Raw genomic sequence first — 25683 nt, forward strand, 5'->3', positions numbered from 1 at the left:
GCGTAGCAGTCAAGGCTTCGTTTCGAGTTCCTTGAGGTAGTCATTAATCATGGAAAAAACAATCTCGGAGTAACGCTGATGCCCTGGCGCTGGGTAGGCTGCGCGAACAAGTAATCGAGATGTGCGGCTGCGCCAGATTCTTCGTAGTGTCGGAATGGCAGCAGCCGGCGGAGGACCGCAACGACGAACAATGTCTACGGCACGCTCCGCAAGTGCATAGCACTGTTCCTCGGTCCATGAGTCAGTTCCAAGCTGTGCGAAGCTAAGATAAAGGTCGGAGATTTCTTGCTGGTCGATTTGCCTAAAAAACAATGCGAAGTCGGGGTGGAAAAATCCCAGGCGAATACCCAATTCCACCAGGCGTTTCTTTAGATACAAAAAGCGTAGCGCTTCCCGTGAGCCAGTAGCTCGTATTGCCGATTCGGCACGCTCATAGAAGCTGAGCATTTCTGCGCTCATAAGGGAATTGGATGTTGTATTTGAGTACCTGCGGATGGATTCCAAGCGGTGGCGGTGCTCTAAAAGCGTTGCGATCTGGGCGTCGACATGCGAAATTGCCTGCTCAATAGCGGTGCTTTCGTGGGTATCGTGGGGGATCTCCGATAATGGAACGCCAGCCTCAGCCAATGTTCGAATAACTAGGAGGCGTTCTAAATCGTCGATCCCATAGTTCCGCCAAGCTCCCCGCCGCGCCGGGAGAGGAAGTATGCCGACATTATGATAGTGGCGGATTGTGCGGACCGAGACGCCTGCAATCTCCGCGAGATCCGAAATCCTCATACCTTTATTGTGAAGTGTTACGTAACGTTCGAGTCAAGCCTCGCTAACATCGAAGGTCCCGGCGTTGAAATAAGTAAGCTCCGATGACCAAGGCAATTACACCACCAGCGCACAATATCAAGGCGCCATCCCAATCTGGCTGCTGAATGTTTTTATGTGCTGCCCAGGCGAATAGGGAAGTGTCCATCATCCAATCCGGAGCTTGAAAGAGTTCCCCAAAGTATGTGATTACACCCGAATACGCTAGCGGTATCCATGACAGCCATGTCAACCTACTAGAGATACCAATACAAAGAATGGCGAAACCAGCGAGTGCAATCATTGGCGGAATCTGATCAACAGTGGACCATAAAGCAGAATCAAATACGTCTTGGGGTGATGCAGAAGCCGCATTCCCAACGGATTTCACACTCCAATAGGCGGCCCAAGCGCCCAATGGGGCCGAAATTGCAACAGCGCAACAGCCAGCAGCACATGCGATAAGCCAGTCGATTACTGGGACCACATAGTGTGATTTTCCGGTAGTAAATACTGTATTGAGAAAACCTTTGTGTTCATCCCGGGATGTAGCGCAACACAGTTGAATGACAGCACAACAAAGCAAGATAGCTATGATTGTGCTCATCATTTGAATATATATTGTGCTGATGTCTGTGGAACCCAGCATTTGCTCTAACATTATTGCGGTTTCAGGGGATACCTCTAAGAGCTTATTCATTTCTCCGAGAATTGAGAGAAATAAGGTACCGGTTGAGGTAATAGCGATAATCCACCACACTATTGGGGAACGTTGATTATATAGGCGCAATTGCACTAAACTCATACCGCGCGGATTTGGTTTTGGTATTTTTTGGAAAAACTTGTGGAATAACGGGATATTCCAGTGTTCCTGGATGTCTCGTTGTTTTATAAGCAGTGGTGCAATAAAGGCAAAAATAATTGCCGCAAATACAAATAACGGCCAAATATTGTTTTCTATAAACGGCTGGATAATGTCTTTCCATCCGAAAGGAGTTGCCCAGCGCAGCCAACCTAGATCGAATACATCAGCAATTATTCGAATCACAAACATAATGCCTAAAAATGCCAAACTCATACCACGTGCACCACGTGCCGTTGGTGCTATTTGGGCGGCGATCAGTGCGAATGTGCCAAAAGCGCCAATGGCCAGCGCGAAACTGCACCCCGAAAGCAGGCTTGGTAGCCAGTCAAAACCTTCTAAAAACGCTGATTGTGCATATAAAACCAGTGTGCATACGATACCGAATGCAAGGCATGTAATCCCTAATGTATATAGGGCGGCACATAGCGGGGTGCGCTGGCTTATACCGGTGACTCGAATGAGTTCTGTGATTCCATCTTCTTCTGCTGCGCGGGTGAGTCGTACAACCAGGAGGATTGCCATTACGCCACCTAGAATGACAAGCCAGGTCCATAGTTCCCACATAGTCCAAGTGGCGTAATTAAGTGGGTCCGGCGTTACACCATACAGTACTCGTGTGCCTAGGTTTGATCTAAGGGTGTCCGCTAGGAGTGTGAGTTCATCCAGGTTGGGATAGGTTTCTTTATAGGAAATCGGGGAAGCTCCAAGCAATGCTGCCAGGGGAATAATCCAGGCCAGCAGAAACCCAATTCGGGTACGAAGGTTAACTCGAATAAGTGTATTCATGACGTTGCCTTGTGGTAGTAATCCATAAAAATATCTTCAAGGCCAGCTGGGGTGCAGGTGATATGTGTTGCCTGGGCATGAAGCAATGTTTGGAGTTGGGTGGGAATATCGTCTCCACTATGAATGGCATCATAGTGTGACCCATTGGGAAGTGTTGCGGTGATTCGGGATCCGTGTAGGTGGGTTAGTTGTTGGAGTTGCCCGGTTTCTACCACCTTGCCATTTCGGATAATTGTGATGTCATCTGCCAGTTCTTGGACTTCGGAGAGGATATGGCTAGATAGCAGTACGGATGCTCCCTCGTTCACGCGTTCGCGAATACAGCTTGCAAATTCACGTTCCATAAGGGGGTCAAGCCCAGAGGTTGGTTCGTCGAGTACAAGCACATCCACGTCCGCCGCGAGTGCCGCAATAATCATGATTTTTTGCCGGTTGCCTTTGGAATATGCGCGTATTCGTTTGGTGGGGTCGAAAGCGAACCGCTCAATTAGTTCAGCCCGTCGTTTTGGGTTATCTCCATGGGTCCGATCCCGTAACCGTGCCAGTGTTGTGAGTGCCTGCCCGCCAGTCAGATGTGGCCATAATGCGACATCGCCGGGTATATACGCGACACGACGCGTTGCCACGGCTGGATTGCGTACAGGATCTTGCCCCAGTAATTTGATCGACCCAGCATCTGGCCGTATTAATCCAAGCAGTGCTCGAATTGTTGTGGATTTTCCGGCACCATTGGGGCCTAGAAATCCATGCACGGTTCCTGTTCTCACTTCTAAATTAAGTGTATCGACGGCCGCGACCGTACCGTATCGCTTGGTTAGTCCCACGATTTCAATCGGTTGAGTGTTCATAGTTTTGATTGAAACCTGTGACGTTACGTCCTAGTCAAGAGGCTCTTTCAATTGTGCACAATAAATCTTGCTTGTTTGCAGCAAGTCGTAGTCACTTCGCTAGGGTGTGCGCCTAACCTTATGAGTATGCGCCCGCTTTATACAGTCCAACAGGTTCGTGAAGCTGAAGCTCCGTTACTGGCGGCTCAGGAAACTCCAGACGAGCTGATGCGTAAAGCCGCCCATCAGGTTGCGCTTGCTGCGCGGCAGATGCTTGGTGGTACGTTTGGCCGGATTTTAGTATTGGCTGGTTCTGGGGGTAATGGTGGCGATGCACTCTATGCAGCTACGGAGTTAAAGGTAGCTTCATTGGAGGCTGTATTGATGGGGGGTCGTGTGCATCAGCCTGCATTAGCCGCTTTTGAAGCAGCCGGTGGAGTCGTTGTGGAAAAGCCGCTAGGGGAGTATTCCCTGGTGATTGATGGTATTACGGGGATTGGGGGCACTGGGGCATTGCGTGATTGGGCAGCCGGAATTTTGGCTGAGGTGGATGCGCCGATTTTATCGGTTGACATTCCTTCTGGTGTGGATGCTGATACTGGCGCTACGCATGGTGCTCATGTGCGGGCGCAGCGCACTATTACCTTTAGTGGTTTGCGCTATGCGCATGCGTTTTCGTCTGCGTGCGGGGAGGTGCAAGTAGCGGATATTGGTTTGGATTTTCCGCCAGCGAAGGCGTTTTTATGGAACGCGCTGCAAGATAGTATTCCGCTGCAGCTGGAGCCCCGGGAATCAGATGATAAGTATAGCGGTGGAGTCGTTGGCATTTGTGCTGGTAGTGAGCAATATCCTGGTGCTGGTGTATTGTGTGCTTCGGCTGCTGTGCATGCCACTCCAAGCATGGTTCGATTCATTGGAACCTCTGTTCCAATGCCGGAGATTGTGCCGCACCCCTCGGTTTGGGAGGCTGGCCGGGTGCAGGCTTGGGTGTATGGTCCAGGACGGGGAGATGCTGATGAATTGGCGGAGCTATTGGGGCGCCCAGAACCATTATTAATCGATGCCACAGGTTTGACTGTGCTTGCCAAAAACCCAGAGTTGCGGGAGCAGTTAAAGCAGCGTCAGGCTGCTACAGTGCTTACTCCTCATGTGGGGGAATTTGTGCAGTTGGTGGAAGGGTTTAAGTTGCCGGTAAATCTGGAAAATTGGGTGGTTTCGGCGGAGCAGCTTGCTGCACATACGGGGACGACAGTGCTATTAAAGGGGCGGCGCACTGTGATTACAAATGCACAAGATCCCACGAATATTGTTGATTTGGGGAGTTCATGGGCGGCAACGCCAGGATCTGGGGATGTGTTGTCTGGGCTGGCGGGGGCGTGGTTGGCTACGCCGTATCTTGCTGAATTTGGGTCGGTTAAGTTGATTACGCTTGCGGCAATGATTCATGGGCAGGCCGCAGAGATGGCGGCCCGCACTGCATATGGGTATGCGCCGACGTCAGCATCCTTGATTTTGGATGCGATTCGCCCGGCTACTGCTCGGGTATGTGGTTTCGCTGGATAAAGGCGAAGGCCGCAAACCCTAAGAATGTGCAAAAGAAGAGTATTTGTGCAAATGCTAGTAGTTCTGCTACGCCGATCTTTAACATTACTCTCACCCCGTTTCGAGTTTGATGACACCTCCATCATACGTGCTTGCAGGAGTTTTTGACTAGCATTGTGTTGCCGCAATCGGGGGTTACTAAGCATGGCGTGTGCTCATGCTCGTGGCAGAATACGTAGATATGGATTTGCTCACCTCGGTTATTGATCTTGATGCCATCGCGCACAATACTCGCCTGCTAAAACGGCATGCTGGTAGTGCGCAGCTTATGGGTGTATTAAAAGCAGATGGGTATAATCACGGCGCACTCGAAGTAGCACGAGTTATGGCTGGTGCCGGGGCTGATCAGTTTGGAGTGGCTACATTGGGGGAGGCATTGGCGTTGCGCGGTGGGGGCGTCGATAAGCCGATTTTGGCGTGGATTTGGGATGCAGCTGCAGACCTCAACCCTGTGCTCGATGCCGGCATTGAATTAGGCCTTCCCAGTATTGCCCATGTTGAACGGGTATGCGCACTAGGGCGGCCTGCGCGAGTATCCCTGAAATTAGATACGGGGTTGGGCCGTTCAGGTTTAGTTGAGGATGATTGGGGCAAAGCCTTCACATTGCTTCGCGACGCCCCAAACCTTACCCTCACCGGCTTATTTACGCACTTTGCGTGCGCCGACGAAGTGGAAAACCCCCACAATAACCTACAAATCGAACGCTTCCGTAAGGCGATTCGGCGTGCCCGTGAGTTCGGCCTGGAAGTCCCGATAAACCATATGGCGAATTCCGCTGGGCTACTTATGCATCCTGATTCCCATTTCCAATTGGTGCGTCCCGGGATCGCCCTTTATGGATTAAGTCCCATTGCTGGCCAACAATTTGATCTTCGGCCAGCAATGTCCTGGATAGCGCGAGTGACAGTGGTCAAAAAGCTCCGCGCTGGTGAGGGCGTAAGTTACGGTCTTTCCTGGCATGCCCCCGAAGACGGTTTTGTGGCGATTGTCCCCTGCGGTTATGCCGATGGTTTGCCCAGGGCATTACAAGAGAAAATCACAGTAGTAATCAATGGGCGCCCATACCCTCAGGTAGGCAGGGTATGTATGGACCAAATCGTTGTGTGGTTGGATAAGGATACTGTTCCACAAGGAGCGCAAGCCATACTATTCGGCCCTGGGCATAACGGAGAAATGACCGCAGATACCATTGCCACCGCATTGGGCACAATTAACTACGAGGTAGTTTGCAGCCCCCGCGGGCGAACAAATCGAACCTATATTGGAGGTGCCTTATGAACGCAATAACTCGGCGCCTGGAAACCGCCGCTGATACCCAAGCATTAGGCGAGGAAATCGGCCGCACTTTAACTGCGGGCGACCTGGTTATTCTCGATGGCCCTCTTGGTGCCGGAAAAACCACCTTTACACAAGGACTCGCGCGGGGCCTACAAGTAAAAGGCCGAGTAACCTCCCCAACATTTGTGATTGCCCGAGAGCACCGGTCCCTGGTAGGCGGCCCAACACTTATTCACGTAGACCTTTACCGACTCCTCGACGAAGACGCAACCGGCACCACAGACCCCTTAGGCGCATTAGATTCCTTAGATTTAGATACTGATCTCACACATGCAGTAGTAGTGGCGGAATGGGGTGGTGGGATTGTCGAACAGATCGCCGCACGTTGCTTAAAAGTGTCGTTCGACCGAGAAACTGCCGTACTGGAAGACCCCAATTCGGAAGCACGCCTGATTTCTTGGGAGTGGTTGTCTTAGGTCCGGCTTGATCTCTTGGGAGTGGCTACGTTGGGGGGTTAGGCTGTATCTCGTGCTAGTTCTTGCAATTGATACATCCACTTCAACCATTGTTACTGGTGTAGTGCGCGATGGTTCTACACTTGCAGAGCGGATCCTTGTGGATTCTGGTCTGCACAATGAGGAACTTATCCCGCGCATTCAGGAAGTATTGCAGGAGGCAAACCTTACGTTCGCTGATCTTGATGCGGTTGTTGTTGGGTGTGGCCCCGGCTTGTTTACTGGCTTACGCGTTGGCATGGCTACTGCCGCCGCTCTGGGGGATGCCCTCCATATTCCCGTACACGGTGTTTGTTCCCTCGACGCCATTGCCCAGCGTATCGACGCCCCGACAGCCCTGGTCACCATAGACGCCAGGCGCCGCGAGGTGTTTTGGGCTCGATATACCGAAGGGACTCGTACCCAAGGTCCCGAAGTTGCAGCACCACAAAGCCTTACTGAAAATGCAGACGTAGTGAATGTGCCCGAACACCTTTCCGATTTAATCCCAGCGCAAGGACGCCGAACATATCTTCACCCCACACCTGCGGCGCTTATTGCATGTGCGGATTTCCAATCTCCAGCGGAGCCTTTAAAGGCTTTATATCTTCGTCGCCCCGATGTGAAAGAACCCAAGCCAAAACCCAAGAGCCCTGCGGTTCCTGATGTGGAGCTACGCTAATGGAGATGCGCCGTTTAGCCGCACATGATGCACCTGCTTGCGGCGACCTAGAACTAATTCTTTTCCCCGAAGATTCCCCCTGGCCCGCCAACGCTTTCGAAGCAGAGTTCCGCAGTCCGTTCAATTTTTATATCGGATTATTTGACCCCGAACTCATAGGCTATGCGGGGCTTGCAATGCTAGGTCCTTCAAGTAATCCTGAATTTGAAATTCATACCATTGGAGTAACCCCAGAACGTCAAGGCGAAGGCTTGGGAAGACTTCTTATGGACCAATTAATCGCCGCAGCCGATAACTATGGTGGCCCGATTTACTTGGAAGTCCGAACAGATAATGAACCCGCTATTGGCTTATATAAAAGCTATGGGTTTACCATTACTGGCACCCGAAAACACTACTATCAGCCCTCCGGGGCAGATGCATTTAGCATGAAACGAGAAGGCCGTAATGAATAGCGCAATCGTCCTTGGCGTGGAATCTTCCTGCGATGAAACAGGCGTGGGGATCGTACGTGTGAGCTGGGATGATACTTCCGACCCCACGTTTGAAATCCTGGCTGATGTGGTGGCTAGCTCCATGGATCAACATGCTCGTTTTGGTGGTGTTATCCCTGAAATCGCCTCACGAGCCCATCTTGAGCAAATTGTCCCCGTAATGCGCGCAGCACTCGCTGAAGCTGGCGTAGAGAAACCCGATGTTGTTGCTGCAACTGTTGGCCCGGGTCTCGCTGGCGCGTTACTCGTAGGTGCGAGCGCTGCCAAAGGATACGCTGCTGCCTGGAATGTACCTTTTTACGGAATCAACCATTTAGGCGGACACGTTGCTGTGGCGAATCTTGAAGGTGAACCATTGCCTCACGCTATTGCGTTATTAGTCTCCGGTGGGCACACCCAATTGCTTGAATTAAATGGCACTGACATGCGAGAGCTTGGCTCCACGCTTGACGACGCCGCGGGCGAGGCCTACGACAAAGTGGCACGTTTGCTGCGTTTAGGATATCCAGGCGGGCCGATCGTGGATACGCTTGCCCATCGCGGTAACCCAACAATCGATTTCCCGCGCGGCCTAGCCAAAAAAACCGACTCCCGTTATGACTTCTCATTCTCTGGCGTAAAAACAGCAGTAGCCCGCTACATCGAAGCCGCCGAACGCAAAGGCGAAGTAATCTCCGTAGAAGACGTGTGCGCTTCCTTCCAAGAAGCCGTCTGCGACGTACTTACGTTCAAAGCAATCCGCGCTTGCAAAGACACTGGTGCCAAAGTCTTGCTCCTTGGTGGCGGTGTCGCTGCAAACTCCCGACTCCGTGAACTTGCCGCAGAACGCTGCGCCAAGGAAAACATCGAGCTGAGGGTCCCATCACCAAAACTTTGCACTGACAATGGGGTAATGATCGCAACTTTCGGTGCCCAACTCCTAGCTAGTGGAGCAAAGCCATCACCCCTTACCATCGGTTGCGACCCTTCCCTTGAAGTAGAAACCCAACAAATTAATGCTTGAACAGTCAGTTTCTTAAACTGAGCCCCTTAGGTGTTGAGGGCTGATCAGCCTATCAACCTCGGGTTTGGGGTGGTGGGTGATATAAAATTGCCATCTTTTTTAAAAAGTTGCCCTTTTTGTATCATTGACCTCTGTAAAACCCCAGGTCAGAAAATAGCGAATGGTACAAAATGGAGGGGTTTTTAAAAAAGTTGTATATTTTGTAACAAATGTACACAATGCAAAACTTTTATTTAAGCCTTTGGCCTAGGGCAACCTACTAAAAACATTGCCAGGAATAAAACACGTGACTAAAATCCTTTCGCTCCAAATCCGGTGATGAAATAAAGAAGTGCCCAACACCAGCGTCGCCCCAACTGATTTTTACCTGGGAATCGGGGGTATCTTCGCTATCAATTTGTAGCAGGAGCTCTAATGATGGGTCGTTTCGCGGATCATCCTGTATAAAGAGAGGCCAGCCTCCTGCGTAAATGTGACGCCCTTCATGGGTCATGCTGTCCCAAATTTCAGCTTCTGAAATCCCTGCTTTTTCGGCGGCCAATATAAACTGCTCATCATTAACTGAGGGAAGCTGTTCGTATGGTTTTCCGGTTACTTCGAAATAGCCATTTCGGATAGGGGTGGCGATTTCTGCATGGTGGTAGGCAAGTTTGGCATTCGCATATTCCTGCTCAGGCATCAACCGAACTACTGAGCCTTTGGATTTCTGATTGGCGCTTGTGTCAAGTCCAAAGACACTGTCGTCGCCAACGAAAAATTGCAGTAAGCCAGAATTTGGAAAGTTTGTTCGTTCGGGTAGTTGGGCAAGATTTAGTTGCGCAAGATGAATCAGCGGTCGTTCGCATTGGTCCGTTGGCCATGGAAAATTTTTTGATATTAACGCAGCCCCACCTAATCTCGAATTTTGCGGGGTAGTTTTTACTGCTTGGCACATCTTTTCCGGCATAGCTATCCGCGGCGTAAGCTGAAGTGCCGTGGTTAATCGAAATTGAGTTTTAAAAAACGATGCGTGGTGTTGTAAGTGTTTCGGGATTTTATCTCGTAGCGGTTGAGGGTGCATTTTTAATTTTATTCCCTTAAGCTCTAGTGTGCTCTCGTATTGGGTGCAATCGTGTGGGGACTAGAAACACCACGCAAACTTGCTGCTAAAGTTACCGTGTGAACATTTAGGAGTTGGTGTTGGCTAGATTGCAAGTGCCGTATGTATTTACGCTGGAAGATGCCCGTACTTCCGGATTACGTAAAGATGAGGTTTATGAACTCGTGTCCATGGGCGTTATTCATCGTATTGGGCGTGGAGTTTACGAGCAAGATGGGGTTTTACCTAGTGAAACCTCAATTCCAATAGGGGTAAGTTTGGTTCGCCCGGAGGCAACTTTATGTTTGCAAAGTGCCTTAGCATTTCACGGTTTATTGGATAAAACCCCTGAACGGCATCATATTTCCGTCCCGCGCGGGATGCGTTTTCCTGCTGGTTTTCAAACTGTGGATTGGCATAGTTTTGATCGTTCCACCTATGATTTTGGGCGCGAAATGCATAGTGCTGAAGGTGATTTGCAATTCGCGGTATATGATCCGCAGCGTACGCTTCTCGATTGCTTCCGCCTATTGCATATTCTGGGCGAAGAGACCGCCATGCAGGCACTTCGCGCTTGGTCGGAGGAAAGGGATAATTCCCTGGATGAGTTGCGCACGCTAGCTCAGCATCTCCCCGGCGTGGAATGGAAGCTAATACCGGCGATTTCAGAAATAGAATCTATATAGCCGCCATTCTGAGCTTAGGGAGACTAAGTTGGGTGCATTCACTAACAAAAATAAGATTTACGACGCCCACGTCCGCAACCTTGAGCGAAGTGTTTTGCCTCAGCCTGTCGCCGGGTTAGTAGCAATCCCAGGTATATAGCACGTTCTCAAAATTTAATTCTGCGAGGTCATCGGCGGTAATAAAAAAGTTAGCTACCCCCATATCTCCCCACATGATTGAAACCGAATCGCTGGAATAAGTGCTGTCTATCTGAAGCAAGAGTTCATACTTTGCGGGGTCTTTTCGTAAGTCGTTTTGCGTAAAGAATGCCCAGCCTTTACCAAAAATATGTTTGGGCACTTCGAGCTCTTCGTATTCTTCCCAAATATCATCGAAAAAATCGACGCCGTGTTGTTCCGCAATTTTTTCGGCTTCAGCGTCCACAATCGTCATGTATTGGTCAAAGCGTTTTGCATTGACTTCAAAATACCCGCCATCAATACAATCGGCTTGTGTTTCTATCCCACCTTCAGCACGGACATTCGAGTCCAATGCTTGAAGGTCGGTCGCAGGAATGTATCGAACCTTACGATGTTTTGGTGAATCCAGGTTCTCTGGATAGTCATCCCAGTTCATTCCGTAATCACCATCATTTGCAATAAAGAACTGTAGTAATCCCTCTGTTGGGTAGCCTTCTCGTTCGGGAACTTCTGCGAGATTTATTTGAGCCAGATGCAGGAAGGGTTTTCCGTTAGGCGCGATTGGCCAGGGCCAGCTATCACTTACAAAAGCTGGGCCTCCGATACGTGAACCACTGGGCGAAGCGGAAATTTTTGACCCCGGCTTTACTTCGACTGGCGTTAATATCAGTGCGGTGGTCTGCCGTATATGAGTCTCCAAAAAATCTTGGTACTTTGTAATGCTCTCTGGCAGCGGGAATTTCAGTATTTCTGTCATGGATTCGCTTTTCTGTTCAGGATTTAACAGCAATCCCAAGTGTAAAACACCTGGGAAAAATCAAGTTTTGCAAGGTCATTCGGGTGGATAAAGAAATTCGCGACTCCTGCGTCGCCAAACATAATTTCAATTGGTTGATCAGCTTCGAGAGTCGAGTCAATTTGCAAGAGCAATTCCAACCCAGATTTCGCTAGATTGCTGTCATATCTGGGGTCTTCCTGTGTGAAATATGCCCAACCACCACCAAAAATATTATTTGGTTGATTTAAGTCCCAGATACCGTACTCCAAGCTTTGGCTATCTTCCGGGAAACCTTTTTCCGGAAATTGATAATCTGACGGCAGTGGGAACTGATCAAAAAGTTGCCCTTCTACTTCAAAGTATCCATCCCCATAAATCGCATCACTTTGATTTTCTAGGGTGCCTTCTAATCGACTGTTTTCTAATTCAGTTGCTGGGAGATAGCGGACCAGATTCCCGCCGTGGTCAATGCCAAAAGCTTCATCGTCAGCGTGGAAAAACTGCAATAATCCGTCTGTCGGATAACCTTCCCGAATGGGCATTTCAGCGAGATTAATCTGCGCCAAATGCATCATAGCTTTGTCTCTTGTGTCCAGCGGCCAAGGATGGTTATCCGTTACGACTGCTGGCCCACCGATGCGTGAACCAGTCGGATTAGCCTTTGCTTTGGTAGGAACTGAGTCTCTATCGTCAACCACCACAGGAGAAAGATGCAGCAGTGTAGTCCTGCGTGTATTTGATTCAAGAAAAGCGCGGTACGGTTCGAACTTTTGCGGGATTTCCGCTTGAAAAGTTGAAGTAAACGTCATGCCGTGCATGTTACAGCCAGAGCTTTAATCACACTCTGGCAGTTTAGAACATGTTTACTATCTTCTTTATTTGCTCGACTCTGTTGGACATTAATAAGAATCCCAGTAATACAGAACATTTTTAAAATTCCAGGCTTGCAGGTCTTCGAGTGGCATCAGGAAGTTCGCAATTCCGGAATCGCCCCATGCCATCTTCACATTAGTAGTGCGTTCTCGAATGGGTAGCAACGTGAGTAAGGTGTGGTTATAAAAACTCAGCTGAGCTTGATCTTCTTGGGCAAACTTTGCCCATCCGCCGCCGAAAATTGCCTTTGGGCCAGCGTGGACACGCTCGTCTAAATCGGAAGTAAGTGCGTCTTCAAACAACAGGCCGTGTTGGACTAAGTCATTATAGAACGTTATGTCGGATGGACTTGGGTATTGTTCGTAGATAACAGGGGCGACTCGAAAGTAACCATTCTGAATGCTTTTTGCCTGGGTTCGTAAACCACCTTCAAGTCTTCCATTCTCGTATTCGCTGGCCGGAATGTACCGAACTTCCCGGTTGTGGGGGTTCGCATAGTTAGTTGGCGGTAGAAAGTCATCGTCATCGATTCCGTAATAGCCGTGGTCTGCGATAAAAAACTGGAGCAGTCCGTCCTTTTTGTAATAGGGGCGTGGTGGTATTTCCGAAAGATTTATCTGTGCAACAAATTGCATTCTTTTCCCATGCCGGTCACGAGGCCAAGGGTTCTCGGGGGTAATGAATGCTGCTCCTCCAATCCGGCTACCCGTTGGATTTGCTGTAATTTGCCGTGGAATATGGTTCAGCATGTGGATCGGTACACCACGGGTCATGAGTCCAACTGGTCGCAATATGTAGTTTTTTAGAAAGCTTCGGTGCTTTGCCATGCTATCTGTAAGGGGTGTGCTCAGTAGGGGGTGTGCTTTCATGTGGACTACGGTACTTAGGGCAGGGTTTTGTTGTGGATGTTTTACCCCCAGGGTGTCGTTCTGTCTTTGTAGCTGTTTCGCCCACATGGTCGATATGAAACTATATATACTTTGTTTCGGCGTGACTTTGAAAAGTGTCTTTGGTGGTTTAGATCGGCAGAACTTGTGCTTCCAAATCCCTCGAAATTCAGGCAGATTTTACACGCCCCAGCAGCCGATAAGGCAGATTTCGCGTCGCCTACAATCTGCAGCCCTGTTTTCCCAGCTCACACCCCCGGAACCAAAGCTCGAAATGTAAATCTGCCTTTTCGCCCGTCCCGCCCGCCCCATCCGTCCCACCTGCCCCAGCTGCCCGGACCACCCACGCGCCCGCCCGACCATAAATCAAGCCACGCGACCTAGTGGGCGGCCTAGCAATCGGCGGCGTTTATGCTGCGTACCTTGAAGGCTGGCACTCTCGAGGGTAGAGTGCCAGTGAGGTTGTCTGACACACAGTTGTTCACCCGCGACGACGGCTGTGCTGGGAGTTGCAACCGGCACATATTCAACTGCTTTCACAATGGAGGAATTCATCGTGGCGAAAGTCAACATTAAGCCGCTTGAGGATAAGATCCTCGTCCAGATTATCGAGGCTGAGACGGTTACTGCGTCTGGTCTGCATCTTCCGGATTCTGCGAAGGAGAAGCCGCAGGAAGCGACTGTTATTGCCGTGGGTGCTGGTCGTTTTGACGAAGATGGCGACCGGGTCCCTATGGATGTTAAAGAAGGGGACGTTGTTATTTTCTCCAAGTACGGTGGCACCGAGATTAAGTACGAGGGTGAGGAGTACTTGATTCTTTCTCAGCGTGACGTGCTTGCTGTTATTGAGAAGTAACTATGGCAAAACTTATTGCTTTTAATGAGGAAGCCCGGAAGGGCATTCAGGCTGGTGTGGATACGCTGGCTGATGCAGTGAAGGTGACGCTTGGCCCTCGAGGTCGTTATGTTGTGTTGGACAAGCCGTTTGGGGGTCCTACTGTCACAAATGATGGTGTCACTATCGCCCGCGATATTGATGTTGAGGATCCTTTTGAGAACCTTGGCGCGCAGTTGGTGAAGTCTGTTGCCGTAAAGACCAATGATATTGCTGGCGATGGCACCACTACCGCGACGCTACTTGCGCAGGCTTTGATTCATGAGGGGCTGCGCAATGTTGCTGCTGGTGCGAATCCGGTGGCGCTGAATAAGGGAATTGAGGCGGGTGCTGAGCGCACAGTTGAGCTGCTGTTAGAGCGGGCGACTGAGGTTTCTAGTGCTCGTGATATTGCCAATGTGGCTACTGTGTCGTCACGCGATCCGGAGATCGGCGATATGGTCGCAGCAGCTATGGAGAAGGTTGGCAAGGACGGCGTCGTTACGGTTGAGGAGTCGCAGTCGCTGGAGACTACCCTTGATATTACCGAGGGTGTTTCCTTTGATAAGGGTTTCTTGTCGCCGTATTTTATTACTGATATTGATGCTCAAAAGGCAGTGCTTGACGACGCCCTCGTCCTGCTTGTCCGTAATAAGATTTCTTCATTGCCAGACTTTTTGCCGGTGCTTGAGAAAATTGTGGAATCCGGCAAGCAAGTGCTGATTATTGCGGAAGATATCGAGGGTGAACCGCTGCAAATGCTGGTGGTTAATTCGATCCGTAAGACGCTGAAAGTTGTGGCGGTAAAGTCGCCTTACTTCGGGGATCGTCGTAAAGCATTTATGGATGACCTTGCTGTGGTTACCGCAGCTACCGTTGTTGACCCTGAGGTTGGCGTCAATCTTCATGAGGTCGGCATGGATGCGTTTGGCGCGGCTCGCCGTATTACGGTGACCAAAGACCGTACTGTGATTGTCGACGGCGCTGGCACCGCTGAAGCACTTGAGCATAGGCGTAACCAAATCCGGCGTGAAATTGAAAAGACGGACTCTTCCTGGGATAAGGAAAAGGCCGAAGAACGCCTGGCAAAACTTTCGGGTGGCATTGCCGTAATTAAAGTGGGCGCTGCTACAGAAACCGAAGTTGGGGAGCGCAAACTCCGTGTGGAGGATGCTATTAATGCCGCAAAGGCTGCTGCCCAGGAAGGTGTGATTGCTGGCGGCGGTTCGGCCTTGGTTCAAATCGCCCAAGAGATCACTAAGTTCGCTGATCGGTTCGATGGAGATGAGCGTATTGGTGTACTTGCTCTTGCCCGCGCATTAGCAAAGCCTTGCTACTGGATTGCTGATAATGCTGGCATCGATGGCGCCGTAGTAGTCGCACGGACCGCTGAATTGCCCAATGGTGAAGGCTTTAATGCCGCAAACCTGGAATACGGCAATCTTATTGAACAGGGCATTATCGACCCCGTAAAGGTGACTCACTCAGCAGTTGTAAATGCGACCTCTGTGGCCCGCATGGTACTGACAACCGAAGCTTCCATTGTGGACAAGCCAGAGGAACCAGCACCCGCAACTGGGGGACATGGACATCACCATCACTAATTGATTTTCACTCCGAAAGCTCGCTACTTTTGCAAACCTCACTTTAATGAGGTGTACCAAAGTAGCGAGTTTTTGCACTTTGTAGCACTATTGCGATGACGTCAGAAAATGGGGTTGTGCACTACTTATACTTTAGATGCAGGGGCTTTACACTTAAAGGGAACCTGAGACACCGCGGGTTTCATTTCGCGGTACGATTGGGCCTTGTCATGTTTTAAAACGTCGCATACCTGAAGGAAGGGGTTCGCCGGTGAGTGAGTCTGAGGCTGAGCTTGCTGAGCTTGTGCCACTTGCTGCTGAGGGTGACCGGAGGGCCCTGCAACGCATTATGCAAATTATCCACCCTCAGGTGCTCCGATACGCTCGCGCACGCTTAGGCGGCGGTCGTCATCCTACCCCGGAGGATGTAGCACAAGAGATATGTCTTGCGGTGTCCACTTCTGTGGGTTCCTACGTAGATCGTGGTCGACCTTTTATGGCCTTTGTCTATGGGATCGCTTCCAATAAAGTTGCCGATGCACACCGAAGTTTTCATAGGGATTTGTCTAACCCGACTGAAGAGCTCCCTGAGCAATCAGTTGAGCACGACACACCTGAAGAATATGCAATGGTCAGCGATGGAAGTAACAGAGTACGGCAACTTCTCGATGATTTAAGTGACAAGTCTCGCGACATTATTATTTTGCGTGTATTTGTCGGATTATCTGCAGAAGAAACTGCAGATATTGTTGGAAGTACCCCTGGTGCGGTTCGTGTTGCACAACATCGTGCGCTCGCTTCGCTCCGAAAGCAATTGGAAAACGTGGGAGAGCGTAGATGAACAATCTTCGCGGTGTCGAAGACTCAGGCGCGGAAGAGTATCAAGACGAACTGGTGCTCGCAGATGACGCGTTCTTGGATGACTTGGCTCGTGGATTGGACCCGTCAGACGGCAGTGATGAGCTGGCAGGGCTTCTCCTGGGTTTAAAGGCCGAGGTAGACGCGCCAATGCCGCCTGCACCGGTACTTTCCGATGCGCCTACAACAATGATGCCACCATTAAGGGATGTGGTTTTAGATCGCGAAAATCCGCCTGCACCGACTACCGAACTAGAGTTTGAAGACTCTGAAAACTCTGAGGAAGTAGCGGAAGTTATTGATCTTTCTTCACGGCGTAAAAAGCGTAGCTTTAGGCAAGCCTTTATACATGGGGTTTTGGGGGCTGCTGCAGCAACACTTGCAATTGCTGGTTCTGGCATTGTTATTTACAATGCGGGTCCAGAATCGCCCCTCTGGCCAGCTCACGTCGCACTATTTAATGATCATGCTGCAGTAGTTGAACTTGCATCCACACTCGAACAAGCAGATGATCTACGTGCCCGTGGTGAGGTTGAACGCGCACTCGAATTATTGGACGAAGCACGCACGATGGCCGCTGATATGCAGGCAAAGCGTAATAGTGAGAATGCATCAGCTGCCACAACTGTGACCGTGACTCAGCAACCGACATCTACCCACTCAACTTCGACGGAGATGCCGGAAGAGCCAGCCCCCGCACCAGCCCCACCTCCGGTTACTGTGACGACTACTGTAACAATCGTGCCGCAGCCTGCGCCGTCATCCCCGCAGCCGCAACCCTCGCAGCCAACTGGATCTGATAACCCAAACCCCAGCCCAGTTGAACCTGCTCAACCTTCCCCAGTCGATCCAGCCCCTCCAGGTGACAATTCAGGGGGGTAATTTATTCGCTGCCCCGCAGTGTGGTATTCCCCTCGATGTGTCTAAAGTGTAGTTAGGAGTCTGAAGTACTGGCAGCTAGGCCATCCAGATAGCCAATGCAATAGTCCCAAGGTACATACCATAAAACACTTGGTTCGGCGCTTGGCTCGTGTACCGCGGCTAGTTCATTATTTAAAATGGCCTGCATATTTGCGGCCATAATATCCCAATCGTAGTAGTGGTTTTCTTCACATTCTTCACAGAAAAATAAGATGCCTTTGATTCCGCGGGGTTCAAGTGCTTGGCGGAATTTGTAGAGCAGATGCAGATCTAATTCAACCTGCAATTGTTCTTCCGGGGTAAGGGGCGGGAATTCTTCTTCATTATCTAAAAAAGAGGCAGGGTCGTTTGGGTCGTTGGCGAATGGGTCTGGGGGCATACGGTCATTAAAGTCCACACTGCCACACTATTGGTCAAGACATTTCTCCGGCAACTATCGGGCCCGTGTAACCCCAGAAAACCCCGAGGTTAATGGGCTTTTATGTCTTTGATTTGAAAAGTTACCTTCTGGGGCCGAAAAGGACTAGGCTTGATGCAACTTAACTTGCCTGCTGTCTGATAAAAAGCACAGGTGAAGTCATGATTTTTCATTGCATCTAGGAGGACGGTTTCAATGACTGAAGTGCGGGTATCTACCGGCGGTGACGACCCAAACAAGGTTGCTCTAGTAGGACTGACATTTGATGATGTATTGCTTTTGCCAGACGCATCAGATGTAATCCCCAGTGAGGTAGATACTTCCAGTCAACTTACCAGGAATATTCGACTTAATATTCCTTTGATTTCCGCTGCAATGGATACGGTCACTGAGGCCCGAATGGCGATTGCCATGTCCCGGCAAGGTGGTATGGGTGTTTTACACCGTAACCTTTCGGTAGAGGATCAAGCTGAACAGGTAGAGCTGGTTAAGCGTTCGGAATCTGGCATGGTTTCTGACCCTGTTGTGTGTTCGCCAAATATGACCATTGGTGAGGTAGATGCATTGTGTGCGCGGTATCGGATTTCGGGCCTCCCGGTCGTTGATGATCAAGGCAAACTAGTTGGCATTTGTACCAACCGTGATATGCGTTTTGAGGCAGACTTCCAGCGCAAAGTTGCGGAAGTTATGACCCCAATGCCGTTGGTTGTAGCTAAGCAAGGCGTGTCTAAGGAAGATGCCTTGAATTTGCTGAGTGCCAATAAGGTGGAAAAGCTGCCGATTGTTGATAACGAGGGCAAACTCGTAGGCCTTATTACGGTGAAGGACTTTGTAAAAACTGAGCAGTATCCGAATGCTTCCAAGGATGCCGCAGGTAGGCTGTTGGTTGGTGCGGGTATTGGCACCGGCGAGGAATCCTGGCAGCGTGCTGGGGCCCTTGTTGATGCGGGCGTCGACGTCCTGGTGGTGGACTCGGCTCACGCGCACTCGCGTGGTGTTCTGGAAATGGTGTCTCGGGTAAAGAAGGAATTCGGTGACCGAATCGACGTTATTGGAGGTAACCTAGCCACCCGTAGTGCAGCTAAAGCCATGATCGAAGCTGGGGCCGACGCCATTAAGGTTGGTATTGGGCCAGGTTCGATTTGCACAACCCGGGTAGTAGCAGGTGTTGGTGCACCGCAGATCACCGCGATTATGGAAGCCGCAGTGGCAGCTCACGCCGCAGGAATCCCGATTATTGCCGATGGCGGTATGCAATTTTCTGGCGATATTGCAAAAGCCTTGGCGGCGGGGGCGTCGACAGTTATGTTGGGATCGCTTCTGGCAGGCACCGCCGAGGCGCCCGGAGACACAGTTACTGTTAATGGAAAGCAATATAAGATGTACCGTGGTATGGGCTCGCTAGGCGCCATGCAAGGTCGTGGTCTCTCTGGGGAAAAACGCTCCTTCTCTAAGGACCGCTATTTCCAATCAGATGTGCGAAGCGAAGAAAAACTCGTGCCAGAAGGTATCGAGGGGCGCGTCCCATTCCGCGGGTCTATCGACGCCATTACACACCAGCTCGTAGGTGGCCTACGCGCCGCCATGGGTTATACAGGATCGGCAACCGTAAGCGACCTGCACCGTGCAAAGTTCGTTCAAATTACGGCTGCTGGGCTGCGTGAATCCCATCCGCATGATATCCAAATGACCGTCGAAGCCCCGAACTACTACCAGCGCTAAGGACCACCTCAATGCGAAATACCGTTGAAATCGGCAAAGGCCGGGAAGCACGCGTGAGCTTCCGGCTCAACGACATTTCAATCGTGCCGAACCGGCGAACACGTTCTTCAAAAGACGTAGACACAACCTGGAATATTGACGCATACTCATTTGAATTCCCGGTAATCTCGCACCCGGCCGACGTGCTCTCATCCCCGGAATTTGTGATCGAAATGGGGCAGCTCGGAGGACTTGGCGTATTGAACGCCGAAGGGCTATGGGGACGATACGCCGACACCGAGGCCGCCTTCGCACAAGCTCATGAAGCCGCTATCGACGAGGATGGACACCACACCTACGGTGCGACCTCTGCCACGGAGAAACTCCAAGAACTGTATGCGGCACCTATTAATGAAGCCCTTCTTACCGAGCGCATCGCGCAAATCAGGGATGCGGGCGTTACTGTAGCCGTACGAGTATCCCCCCAGCGTGCACGCGAAATCGCCCCAGTGGTAATCAAAGCTGGTGCCGAAATCCTAATAATCCAAGGCACATTAATCTCCGCTGAACATGTCGCCGAAGGCGGGGAACCGCTCAACCTCAAAGAATTTATAGGCACCCTAGACATTCCTGTAATTGTCGGCGGGGTTGTTGACTACAACACCGCACTCCACCTTATGCGCTCCGGGGCGGTCGGTGTAATCGTTGGCGGCGGAACGAATACCAACTCCGAAACCCTCGGCATGGACCTACCAATGGCAACCGCACTAGCAGATGCTGCGGCTGCTCGCCGAGACTATCTTGACGAAACTGAAGGCCGATATGTACACATCATCGCCGACGGGGAAATTACCACGTCCGGTGATGTTGCCAAAGCCATTGCTTGTGGTGCCGACGCCGTTATGCTCGGTGCGCCGCTTTCAGCAGCGACCGAAGCCACAGGTGGAGGTATGTACTGGCCTTCAACAGCGGCACACCCACGATTCCCTAGAGGAACCATCGAATGGTCGGCGTACAACTACGATGACAAAGCCACGCCAATCCCTTTGGCTAAAATCTTAAAAGGTCCCTCTACCGACCCGTTCGGACTGCAAGATATCGTTGGCGGATTACGCCGTGCCATGGCAAAAAGCGGTTACACGAACATTAAGAACTTCCAAAAAGTGGAACTTAATGTTATCTACTCCTTTTAGAGGCGCGCCTCCTTTAAGAGTCGTGCCTCCTTTAAAAGTCGCGGTGTGAGCGGGGCATTGAAGGCCCATATTCTGGATTACATTGGGTGCCCCGCTTGTGTGCGGTGCGTTGTTTCTGCTGGTCGCAGGAGCAGGTGATACAAAATGGAGGGGTTTTTTAAAAAGTTGCCCTTTTTGTGTCATTGACCTCTGCAAAACCCCAGGTCAGAAAATAGCGACTGGTACAAAATAGAGGGGTTTTTAAAAAAGTTGCCCTTTTTGTATCACTTGTGGTCCGGGGCACTCTGACAGCCAAGACTCCTTGAAAACACTGTGCAATATAGAAGCATTAGTTTTGTTCGAGAAGTCCAGTGCTTCTACCTCCAGATCGTGCGTTCTGGATCTGGTCAATGGGTTAAGGGTCTGCCTCCGCTGTGCTTTCGAAGGCAGATCCTTGGCAATTACAACTCCTCGATGTTTTAGACCTTTTCGGGCATAGCCGAGGAGTGATGGCTGGTAATCAACCATTGCGTGCCATCCCAACGGTAGGTGAATGTATAGCGAGCTTTGGTCTCTGTGCCGTCTTCGTATTTAAAGGTGTAGAGGCCTGAATCCGTCGCCGTATTGCAATCCGCTTCGATCCAGCGATCGTCGATTGTGCCCACGGGCTTCTTTTCAAGGAAGTGGGCAAAATAATCTTCCTTTTCTGCGGGGGAGAATCGAACTTTATTGGATACTGTGGGGAGCAATACGGAGTCTGGGGCATAGTTTTCCACTACTTTTGCTGGGTCTCCGGTTGCTAATGATTCGTTCCAGCGGTCAAAGGGGGCGGCGATCTCCTCATCGGATTCATTTGCTGCGCACATCTTCATATCTATGATTGCTTCTGGTGAACCGGTTGTTCCCGTTGCAGCAGGTAGTTCGGTATTTGCGTCAGCCTCGGGCATGGCCGAGGAGTGGTGGCTCTTGATCTTCCATTCATCGTTTTCAAGTTCGTAGACGAATGTGTATCGTGCGGCAACCTTGGACCCATCTGCGTAGGTGAAGGTGTAGGTACCTGCGTCGATTGCTCGATTACAGTCCAGTTCAATCCAGCGTTCGTTTACTTGGCCGTCAGGCTTTTTCTCGAGCCAATGCTCGAAATAATCTTGTTTTTCAGCATCGGTTAACCGAACTTTGTTTGAGACTGTGGGGAGTAGGACTGAATCGGAAGCATAGTTTTCTGCGACCTTGGCGGGGTCTCCACTCTTGAGGTCATCGTTCCAACGGTCAAAAAGCGCGCTGATTTCAGTTTCGGTAGTGCTTTTACAGGTGTCGTCGGATGAAGCCTCAGCAGTCACTGTGGTTTTTGCGCGGAAGTGTCTTGCGCATTGGGAGTGGTGGAAGTGTCGCTGCTGCAGGATGCCAGCAATAGTGCTGTAAGGGTGATGCCTCCCAAAGCGAGTGATTTCCTCATGACTGTGCCACTTTCCTTTCCGTGAAATAGCCACAAAATATCGAATAAAAATTCGACTAAACTCGGGTTGTCGAAAACCCATTACGTACTATGCTTTCATTTTCTGTGGCAAAAGGTTGTAAACGTGATAGGTCTCTCAAATCTTTTGTGGTGCACGTTTATCGTATACAATGTTTGTTTTAGAAACTTAAGCTTATGATGAAAATGCGCTGAAATCGTGGGAGCCCTAAAGAAAAATTCAATAATTTGTTCGATTTCAGTGAAATTCGTTTGATTGCGCGAGGGCGCAACTATGCTCCGCCCTCGATGGAGGGAGTGGTGTGCCACGCCTGGGGTTGTTCTGTAGCTTTGTAGCAGCAATATTGAAAAAGTTTTGTATCACACACTTTGGGGATATATATGTGCAAAAAGGCGCTGATTATCGGTTTACTTCTTGTTTCTTTTGGGGCTACAGCCTGCAGTAGCGTACAAGAGACTTCGGGATCCCAATCCACTGTGGAAGAAAGTTCGGTAGCCGCGTCTAATCCTGACCGTAGCTTTATTGGCACTGGGGAAGAAGTAGATGCTCCTGAAGGTTTTGATCCTTTAGGGACTGGGAAAGTATATGAGGGGAGCTACTCAGTGACCGCGGCTCAAGGCAGTGATTTGCGTCCACAGTATGCATCTATAAAAGGGACTGCGTACTTTGATTTGGGTGATTTACAGCCGCTCGAGGATGATCTTAAGGTGGATGTGTTTGTCCAGCAGGGAGGGGTTAGTGTGATTGTGCCAAATGGTGTTCCGGTGAAGATTCAGTGCGCAGAGGCGAGTGGAGAGCACGGCTGCAAAGATCAAAGTTTTCATGAAGGGGGCGAGGGTAAGACATTGACTTTGGTGCTCGATTCTAAGGATGGGCCTGTGGAGGTGGCGGAGCTGCAGCATTAGGGGCGTCGAAAAGGATTCAAAATGGATTTATGGCACACTGCCTAAATCGTTGCAAGTTCGTTATTGGATATTTGTCATTTTTTGCTTAGCGTGAACGAGGGCTGGGGCATTTTGAACTGCGGTTTTATGAGTAATTCTGTGAGTCTGCCCCCAAATAGTGGGACTCAACCTAAGGGTATCTGAAGAAACTTGCGGGCATGTAGTGGAATTTCTGTAGCTTGAGGAAGGCGATACTTCTATAGCGCTTGCGCAGGGAAAGGGATCTGAATGCTAAAGAAGACTTCAACTACAGGCTCGATTATTGCTGCTGCAGCTTTATTGGTAGCGTGCAGCAATACTGCAAGTGAGGTGGAGTCTGCCTTGTCTTCGGCTTCTAGCGCCCAATCGAGCGTAATGTCAAGTGCTGAATCGCAGGCTAATTCCATGATGTCGGAGGCTTCGTCAGTAGCCAATGAAGCTACAGCTGCTGTTGGTGAAGCTGCCAAAGCATTTGAAGGTTTTGGTGCTGAGATTCAATCACCTGAGGGTTTTGATCCGCTGGGAACCGGAAAAATCTACGGTGGCGCCTATAAAGTCACTGCCCACAGCATCGATCAGTTAGAAGAAAACTATGCATCGACAGGTGGTGCTGCTGAATTTGATCTCAGTGGCTTACAGCCGCTTGCGGAAGACCGGACGGTAAATATCTTTGTGCATGAAGGCGATGTAAAGGTTGCGCTTCCATCTATTGTTCCGGTACGTGTGGTATGCAATGCAGGTAATGGCACTGCGGAGTGTAGCCCCGAAACTTATAATCCTGGTGCCACTGGTGGGACATTAACGCTGAATATCGAGACGCATCAGGGTGCAATCGGAGTTAATCAGTAGTATGCAATGCAGTAGAATACATTAGCGTGACTCAGCAGATCCATCGCCCTGTGCTTGTTGTAGATTTCGGGGCTCAATACGCCCAGCTTATTGCCCGTCGTGTGCGTGAGGCGCGCATGTATTCTGAGGTGATCCCTCACACTGCGACTGTTTCGGAAATACAAGCGAAGAATCCGGTTGCGCTTGTACTTTCGGGCGGTCCTTCTTCTGTATATGCGGAAGGGGCGCCAGCTCTAGATCCAGAAATTCTAAATCTAGGGTTGCCGGTATTTGGTATCTGTTATGGGTTCCAGGCGATGACTCATGCTTTAGGGGGAACTGTCTCGCATACTGGTAACCGAGAGTATGGTCGAACAGATCTTTATGTATCTGGGGGTGTGCTGCATAAGGGGTTTGAGCAGACTCACAAGGTTTGGATGAGTCATGGTGATGCGGTGTCTGTAGCGCCAGACGGGTTTGTTGTAACCGCGCAATCGGAGGGTGCTCCTGTTGCTGCATTCGAATGTCAAGAGCGACGAATGGCTGGTGTGCAATATCATCCCGAAGTATTGCATTCACCTCATGGCCAGGAAGTTTTGGTTCGGTTCCTTACAGAAGTTGCAGGTTTAAAACAGGATTGGACACCCGCAAATATTGCCGAAGAGCTTATTGAGGCAGTGCGCGAAAAGGTAGGGGAGCATGGCCGGGCTATTTGTGGTTTGTCTGGTGGTGTTGATTCTGCTGTTGCGGCGGCATTGGTGCAGCGCGCAATTGGTGACCGGCTCACATGCGTGTTTGTGGATCATGGTTTGTTGCGAGCTGGTGAGCGGGAGCAAGTGCAGCAGGATTTTGTGGCTGCCACAGGGGCGAAACTTGTTACAGTTGATGAGCGTGAGGCTTTTTTGGCAAAGCTTGCGGGCGTGACAGATCCGGAGGCAAAGCGAAAGGCTATTGGGGCGGAATTCATTCGCTCGTTTGAGCGTGCGGTTGCCGGAGTGCTTGCCGACGCCCCGGAAGGCTCCAGTGTGGACTTCCTCGTTCAGGGTACTTTGTACCCTGATGTTGTTGAATCTGGTGGTGGCTCAGGAACCGCAAATATTAAAAGCCACCACAATGTTGGTGGTTTGCCAGATGACGTAGAGTTCCAACTTGTGGAGCCATTGCGCCTGCTCTTTAAAGATGAGGTGCGCGCCGTCGGCAAGGAACTTGGGTTGCCAGAAGAAATAGTAAACCGGCAGCCATTCCCTGGGCCGGGGCTAGGTATTCGTATTATTGGTGAAGTTACCGAGCAGCGTCTGGAGACCTTGCGTGCTGCGGACCTGATTGCCCGGACCGAACTCACGAATGCTGGGCTCGATGCCGAAATTTGGCAATGCCCGGTGGTTCTTCTTGCAGATATTCGCTCTGTAGGGGTTCAGGGCGATGGCCGTACATATGGACACCCGATTGTATTGCGGCCGGTGTCCTCCGAGGATGCAATGACTGCAGACTGGACGCGGCTGCCTTATGATGTACTGGAAAAAATCTCTACCCGCATTACAAATGAAGTTCCAGATGTGAACCGAGTGGTACTCGATTGCACATCCAAACCTCCAGGAACTATTGAGTGGGAATAAGC

At 50.5% G+C, this 25683-nt stretch carries 25 protein-coding genes; 16 read left to right on the forward strand and 9 right to left on the reverse strand.

Annotation, left to right across the window (positions count from 1 at the left end; all coding sequences use genetic code 11):
* Positions 1 to 9: 9 nt before the first annotated feature.
* The 3 genes from CFREI_RS02030 to CFREI_RS02040 are packed head-to-tail and all read right to left on the reverse strand — an operon-like array spanning position 10 to position 3297.
* Positions 10 to 780, reverse strand: a complete 771-nt coding sequence (locus tag CFREI_RS02030; RefSeq protein ID WP_027012733.1) for a MerR family transcriptional regulator — start codon at positions 778 to 780, stop codon at positions 10 to 12.
* A gap of 43 nt (positions 781 to 823) precedes the next feature.
* A complete protein-coding gene (locus CFREI_RS02035) occupies positions 824 to 2449 on the reverse strand; it encodes an ABC transporter permease (protein ID WP_027012734.1) in 1626 nt (541 codons plus the stop codon).
* Positions 2446 to 3297 carry an ABC transporter ATP-binding protein gene (locus CFREI_RS02040; protein WP_051255943.1) on the reverse strand — a complete coding sequence of 284 codons (852 nt, stop codon included), beginning with the start codon at positions 3295 to 3297 and terminating at the stop codon, positions 2446 to 2448. Before CFREI_RS02040 ends, CFREI_RS02035 begins: the two co-directional genes overlap by 4 nt.
* A 120-nt stretch (positions 3298 to 3417) precedes the next feature.
* On the opposite strand from CFREI_RS02040, the gene CFREI_RS02045 reads away from it, so the two are divergent.
* From CFREI_RS02045 to tsaD, 6 genes are all read left to right on the forward strand, one after another.
* Positions 3418 to 4839: a bifunctional ADP-dependent NAD(P)H-hydrate dehydratase/NAD(P)H-hydrate epimerase gene (locus CFREI_RS02045; RefSeq protein WP_051255944.1), complete on the forward strand. Its 1422-nt coding sequence runs from the start codon at positions 3418 to 3420 to the stop codon at positions 4837 to 4839.
* Between the two features lie 220 nt (positions 4840 to 5059).
* A complete protein-coding gene (gene alr, locus CFREI_RS02050; RefSeq protein ID WP_027012736.1) occupies positions 5060 to 6157 on the forward strand; it encodes an alanine racemase in 1098 nt (365 codons plus the stop codon).
* Complete coding sequence (gene tsaE / locus CFREI_RS02055) at positions 6154 to 6633, forward strand: tRNA (adenosine(37)-N6)-threonylcarbamoyltransferase complex ATPase subunit type 1 TsaE (protein ID WP_027012737.1); 480 nt, start codon at positions 6154 to 6156, stop codon at positions 6631 to 6633. The genes alr and tsaE overlap by 4 nt, the downstream gene beginning before the upstream one ends.
* A gap of 52 nt (positions 6634 to 6685) precedes the next feature.
* Complete coding sequence (gene tsaB / locus CFREI_RS02060) at positions 6686 to 7333, forward strand: tRNA (adenosine(37)-N6)-threonylcarbamoyltransferase complex dimerization subunit type 1 TsaB (protein WP_027012738.1); 648 nt, start codon at positions 6686 to 6688, stop codon at positions 7331 to 7333.
* Entirely contained in the window at positions 7333 to 7788 is a 456-nt protein-coding gene (gene rimI / locus CFREI_RS02065) for a ribosomal protein S18-alanine N-acetyltransferase (RefSeq protein ID WP_027012739.1), read from the forward strand. Before tsaB ends, rimI begins: the two co-directional genes overlap by 1 nt.
* Positions 7781 to 8830 carry a tRNA (adenosine(37)-N6)-threonylcarbamoyltransferase complex transferase subunit TsaD gene (gene tsaD / locus CFREI_RS02070; protein WP_027012740.1) on the forward strand — a complete coding sequence of 350 codons (1050 nt, stop codon included), beginning with the start codon at positions 7781 to 7783 and terminating at the stop codon, positions 8828 to 8830. Before rimI ends, tsaD begins: the two co-directional genes overlap by 8 nt.
* A 259-nt stretch (positions 8831 to 9089) precedes the next feature.
* Here the strand turns inward: tsaD and CFREI_RS02075 are convergent, their stop codons facing one another.
* Entirely contained in the window at positions 9090 to 9890 is an 801-nt protein-coding gene (locus tag CFREI_RS02075) for a YwqG family protein (RefSeq protein WP_051255945.1), read from the reverse strand.
* Positions 9891 to 10009: 119 nt separating this feature from the next.
* On the opposite strand from CFREI_RS02075, the gene CFREI_RS02080 reads away from it, so the two are divergent.
* A complete protein-coding gene (locus CFREI_RS02080; RefSeq protein ID WP_156907755.1) occupies positions 10010 to 10594 on the forward strand; it encodes a type IV toxin-antitoxin system AbiEi family antitoxin domain-containing protein in 585 nt (194 codons plus the stop codon).
* Between the two features lie 115 nt (positions 10595 to 10709).
* On the opposite strand, the gene CFREI_RS02085 is transcribed toward CFREI_RS02080, so the two are convergent.
* The 3 genes from CFREI_RS02085 to CFREI_RS02095 form a co-directional block, all read right to left on the reverse strand.
* Complete coding sequence (locus tag CFREI_RS02085) at positions 10710 to 11570, reverse strand: YwqG family protein (RefSeq protein ID WP_156907756.1); 861 nt, start codon at positions 11568 to 11570, stop codon at positions 10710 to 10712.
* On the reverse strand, positions 11555 to 12361 hold the full coding sequence (locus tag CFREI_RS02090) for a YwqG family protein (protein ID WP_027012742.1): 807 nt from the start codon (positions 12359 to 12361) through the stop codon (positions 11555 to 11557). Before CFREI_RS02090 ends, CFREI_RS02085 begins: the two co-directional genes overlap by 16 nt.
* Positions 12362 to 12451: 90 nt before the next feature.
* Positions 12452 to 13198, reverse strand: a complete 747-nt coding sequence (locus CFREI_RS02095; RefSeq protein ID WP_169719153.1) for a DUF1963 domain-containing protein — start codon at positions 13196 to 13198, stop codon at positions 12452 to 12454.
* Positions 13199 to 13868: 670 nt separating this feature from the next.
* On the opposite strand from CFREI_RS02095, the gene groES reads away from it, so the two are divergent.
* From groES to CFREI_RS02115, 4 genes are all read left to right on the forward strand, one after another.
* Entirely contained in the window at positions 13869 to 14168 is a 300-nt protein-coding gene (groES, locus tag CFREI_RS02100; protein ID WP_027012744.1) for a co-chaperone GroES, read from the forward strand.
* A gap of 2 nt (positions 14169 to 14170) precedes the next feature.
* Entirely contained in the window at positions 14171 to 15790 is a 1620-nt protein-coding gene (gene groL, locus CFREI_RS02105) for a chaperonin GroEL (protein ID WP_027012745.1), read from the forward strand.
* 250 nt (positions 15791 to 16040) lie between these two features.
* Positions 16041 to 16610: a sigma-70 family RNA polymerase sigma factor gene (locus CFREI_RS02110; RefSeq protein ID WP_027012746.1), complete on the forward strand. Its 570-nt coding sequence runs from the start codon at positions 16041 to 16043 to the stop codon at positions 16608 to 16610.
* On the forward strand, positions 16607 to 17509 hold the full coding sequence (locus CFREI_RS02115) for a hypothetical protein (RefSeq protein WP_051255948.1): 903 nt from the start codon (positions 16607 to 16609) through the stop codon (positions 17507 to 17509). The genes CFREI_RS02110 and CFREI_RS02115 overlap by 4 nt, the downstream gene beginning before the upstream one ends.
* 52 nt (positions 17510 to 17561) lie before the next feature.
* Here the strand turns inward: CFREI_RS02115 and CFREI_RS02120 are convergent, their stop codons facing one another.
* A complete protein-coding gene (locus CFREI_RS02120; protein ID WP_027012747.1) occupies positions 17562 to 17945 on the reverse strand; it encodes a DUF5319 domain-containing protein in 384 nt (127 codons plus the stop codon).
* Positions 17946 to 18161: 216 nt separating this feature from the next.
* Here CFREI_RS02120 and guaB point away from each other — a divergent pair, with 216 nt between their 5' ends.
* Entirely contained in the window at positions 18162 to 19688 is a 1527-nt protein-coding gene (gene guaB, locus CFREI_RS02125) for an IMP dehydrogenase (protein WP_027012748.1), read from the forward strand.
* 11 nt (positions 19689 to 19699) lie between these two features.
* Positions 19700 to 20860: a GuaB3 family IMP dehydrogenase-related protein gene (locus tag CFREI_RS02130; RefSeq protein WP_027012749.1), complete on the forward strand. Its 1161-nt coding sequence runs from the start codon at positions 19700 to 19702 to the stop codon at positions 20858 to 20860.
* A gap of 458 nt (positions 20861 to 21318) precedes the next feature.
* Here the strand turns inward: CFREI_RS02130 and CFREI_RS02135 are convergent, their stop codons facing one another.
* Positions 21319 to 22377, reverse strand: coding sequence for an SgcJ/EcaC family oxidoreductase (locus CFREI_RS02135; RefSeq protein ID WP_205618460.1), 1059 nt, complete (start codon positions 22375 to 22377; stop codon positions 21319 to 21321).
* A 317-nt stretch (positions 22378 to 22694) separates the two neighbouring features.
* On the opposite strand from CFREI_RS02135, the gene CFREI_RS02140 reads away from it, so the two are divergent.
* From CFREI_RS02140 to guaA, 3 genes are all read left to right on the forward strand, one after another.
* Positions 22695 to 23219 (forward strand): hypothetical protein, encoded by a 525-nt coding sequence (locus tag CFREI_RS02140; protein WP_027012751.1) that lies wholly within the window; start codon positions 22695 to 22697, stop codon positions 23217 to 23219.
* Positions 23220 to 23486: 267 nt separating this feature from the next.
* Entirely contained in the window at positions 23487 to 24086 is a 600-nt protein-coding gene (locus tag CFREI_RS02145; RefSeq protein ID WP_156907757.1) for a hypothetical protein, read from the forward strand.
* Positions 24087 to 24112: 26 nt separating this feature from the next.
* Complete coding sequence (guaA, locus tag CFREI_RS02150; RefSeq protein WP_035112040.1) at positions 24113 to 25681, forward strand: glutamine-hydrolyzing GMP synthase; 1569 nt, start codon at positions 24113 to 24115, stop codon at positions 25679 to 25681.
* Positions 25682 to 25683 lie beyond the last annotated feature (2 nt).

The sequence above is a fragment of the Corynebacterium freiburgense genome (assembly GCF_030408815.1).
In the GTDB taxonomy this organism is placed as follows: domain Bacteria; phylum Actinomycetota; class Actinomycetes; order Mycobacteriales; family Mycobacteriaceae; genus Corynebacterium; species Corynebacterium freiburgense.

What these genes read in the sequence shown, in the direction of transcription:
- CFREI_RS02075 (WP_051255945.1), bottom strand. Translation starts at nt 9,890, where the DNA reads ATGCACCCTCAACCGCTACGAGATAAAATCCCGAAACACTTACAACAC.
- CFREI_RS02035 (WP_027012734.1), bottom strand. Translation starts at nt 2,449, where the DNA reads ATGAATACACTTATTCGAGTTAACCTTCGTACCCGAATTGGGTTTCTG.
- CFREI_RS02030 (WP_027012733.1), bottom strand. Translation starts at nt 780, where the DNA reads ATGAGGATTTCGGATCTCGCGGAGATTGCAGGCGTCTCGGTCCGCACA.
- tsaE (WP_027012737.1), top strand. Translation starts at nt 6,154, where the DNA reads ATGAACGCAATAACTCGGCGCCTGGAAACCGCCGCTGATACCCAAGCA.
- CFREI_RS02115 (WP_051255948.1), top strand. Translation starts at nt 16,607, where the DNA reads ATGAACAATCTTCGCGGTGTCGAAGACTCAGGCGCGGAAGAGTATCAA.
- groL (WP_027012745.1), top strand. Translation starts at nt 14,171, where the DNA reads ATGGCAAAACTTATTGCTTTTAATGAGGAAGCCCGGAAGGGCATTCAG.
- alr (WP_027012736.1), top strand. Translation starts at nt 5,060, where the DNA reads ATGGATTTGCTCACCTCGGTTATTGATCTTGATGCCATCGCGCACAAT.
- CFREI_RS02130 (WP_027012749.1), top strand. Translation starts at nt 19,700, where the DNA reads ATGCGAAATACCGTTGAAATCGGCAAAGGCCGGGAAGCACGCGTGAGC.
- rimI (WP_027012739.1), top strand. Translation starts at nt 7,333, where the DNA reads ATGGAGATGCGCCGTTTAGCCGCACATGATGCACCTGCTTGCGGCGAC.
- CFREI_RS02040 (WP_051255943.1), bottom strand. Translation starts at nt 3,297, where the DNA reads ATGAACACTCAACCGATTGAAATCGTGGGACTAACCAAGCGATACGGT.
- CFREI_RS02145 (WP_156907757.1), top strand. Translation starts at nt 23,487, where the DNA reads ATGCTAAAGAAGACTTCAACTACAGGCTCGATTATTGCTGCTGCAGCT.
- CFREI_RS02140 (WP_027012751.1), top strand. Translation starts at nt 22,695, where the DNA reads ATGTGCAAAAAGGCGCTGATTATCGGTTTACTTCTTGTTTCTTTTGGG.
- CFREI_RS02045 (WP_051255944.1), top strand. Translation starts at nt 3,418, where the DNA reads ATGAGTATGCGCCCGCTTTATACAGTCCAACAGGTTCGTGAAGCTGAA.
- CFREI_RS02095 (WP_169719153.1), bottom strand. Translation starts at nt 13,198, where the DNA reads ATGACCCGTGGTGTACCGATCCACATGCTGAACCATATTCCACGGCAA.
- CFREI_RS02135 (WP_205618460.1), bottom strand. Translation starts at nt 22,377, where the DNA reads ATGGGTTTTCGACAACCCGAGTTTAGTCGAATTTTTATTCGATATTTT.
- guaB (WP_027012748.1), top strand. Translation starts at nt 18,162, where the DNA reads ATGACTGAAGTGCGGGTATCTACCGGCGGTGACGACCCAAACAAGGTT.
- CFREI_RS02090 (WP_027012742.1), bottom strand. Translation starts at nt 12,361, where the DNA reads ATGACGTTTACTTCAACTTTTCAAGCGGAAATCCCGCAAAAGTTCGAA.
- tsaD (WP_027012740.1), top strand. Translation starts at nt 7,781, where the DNA reads ATGAATAGCGCAATCGTCCTTGGCGTGGAATCTTCCTGCGATGAAACA.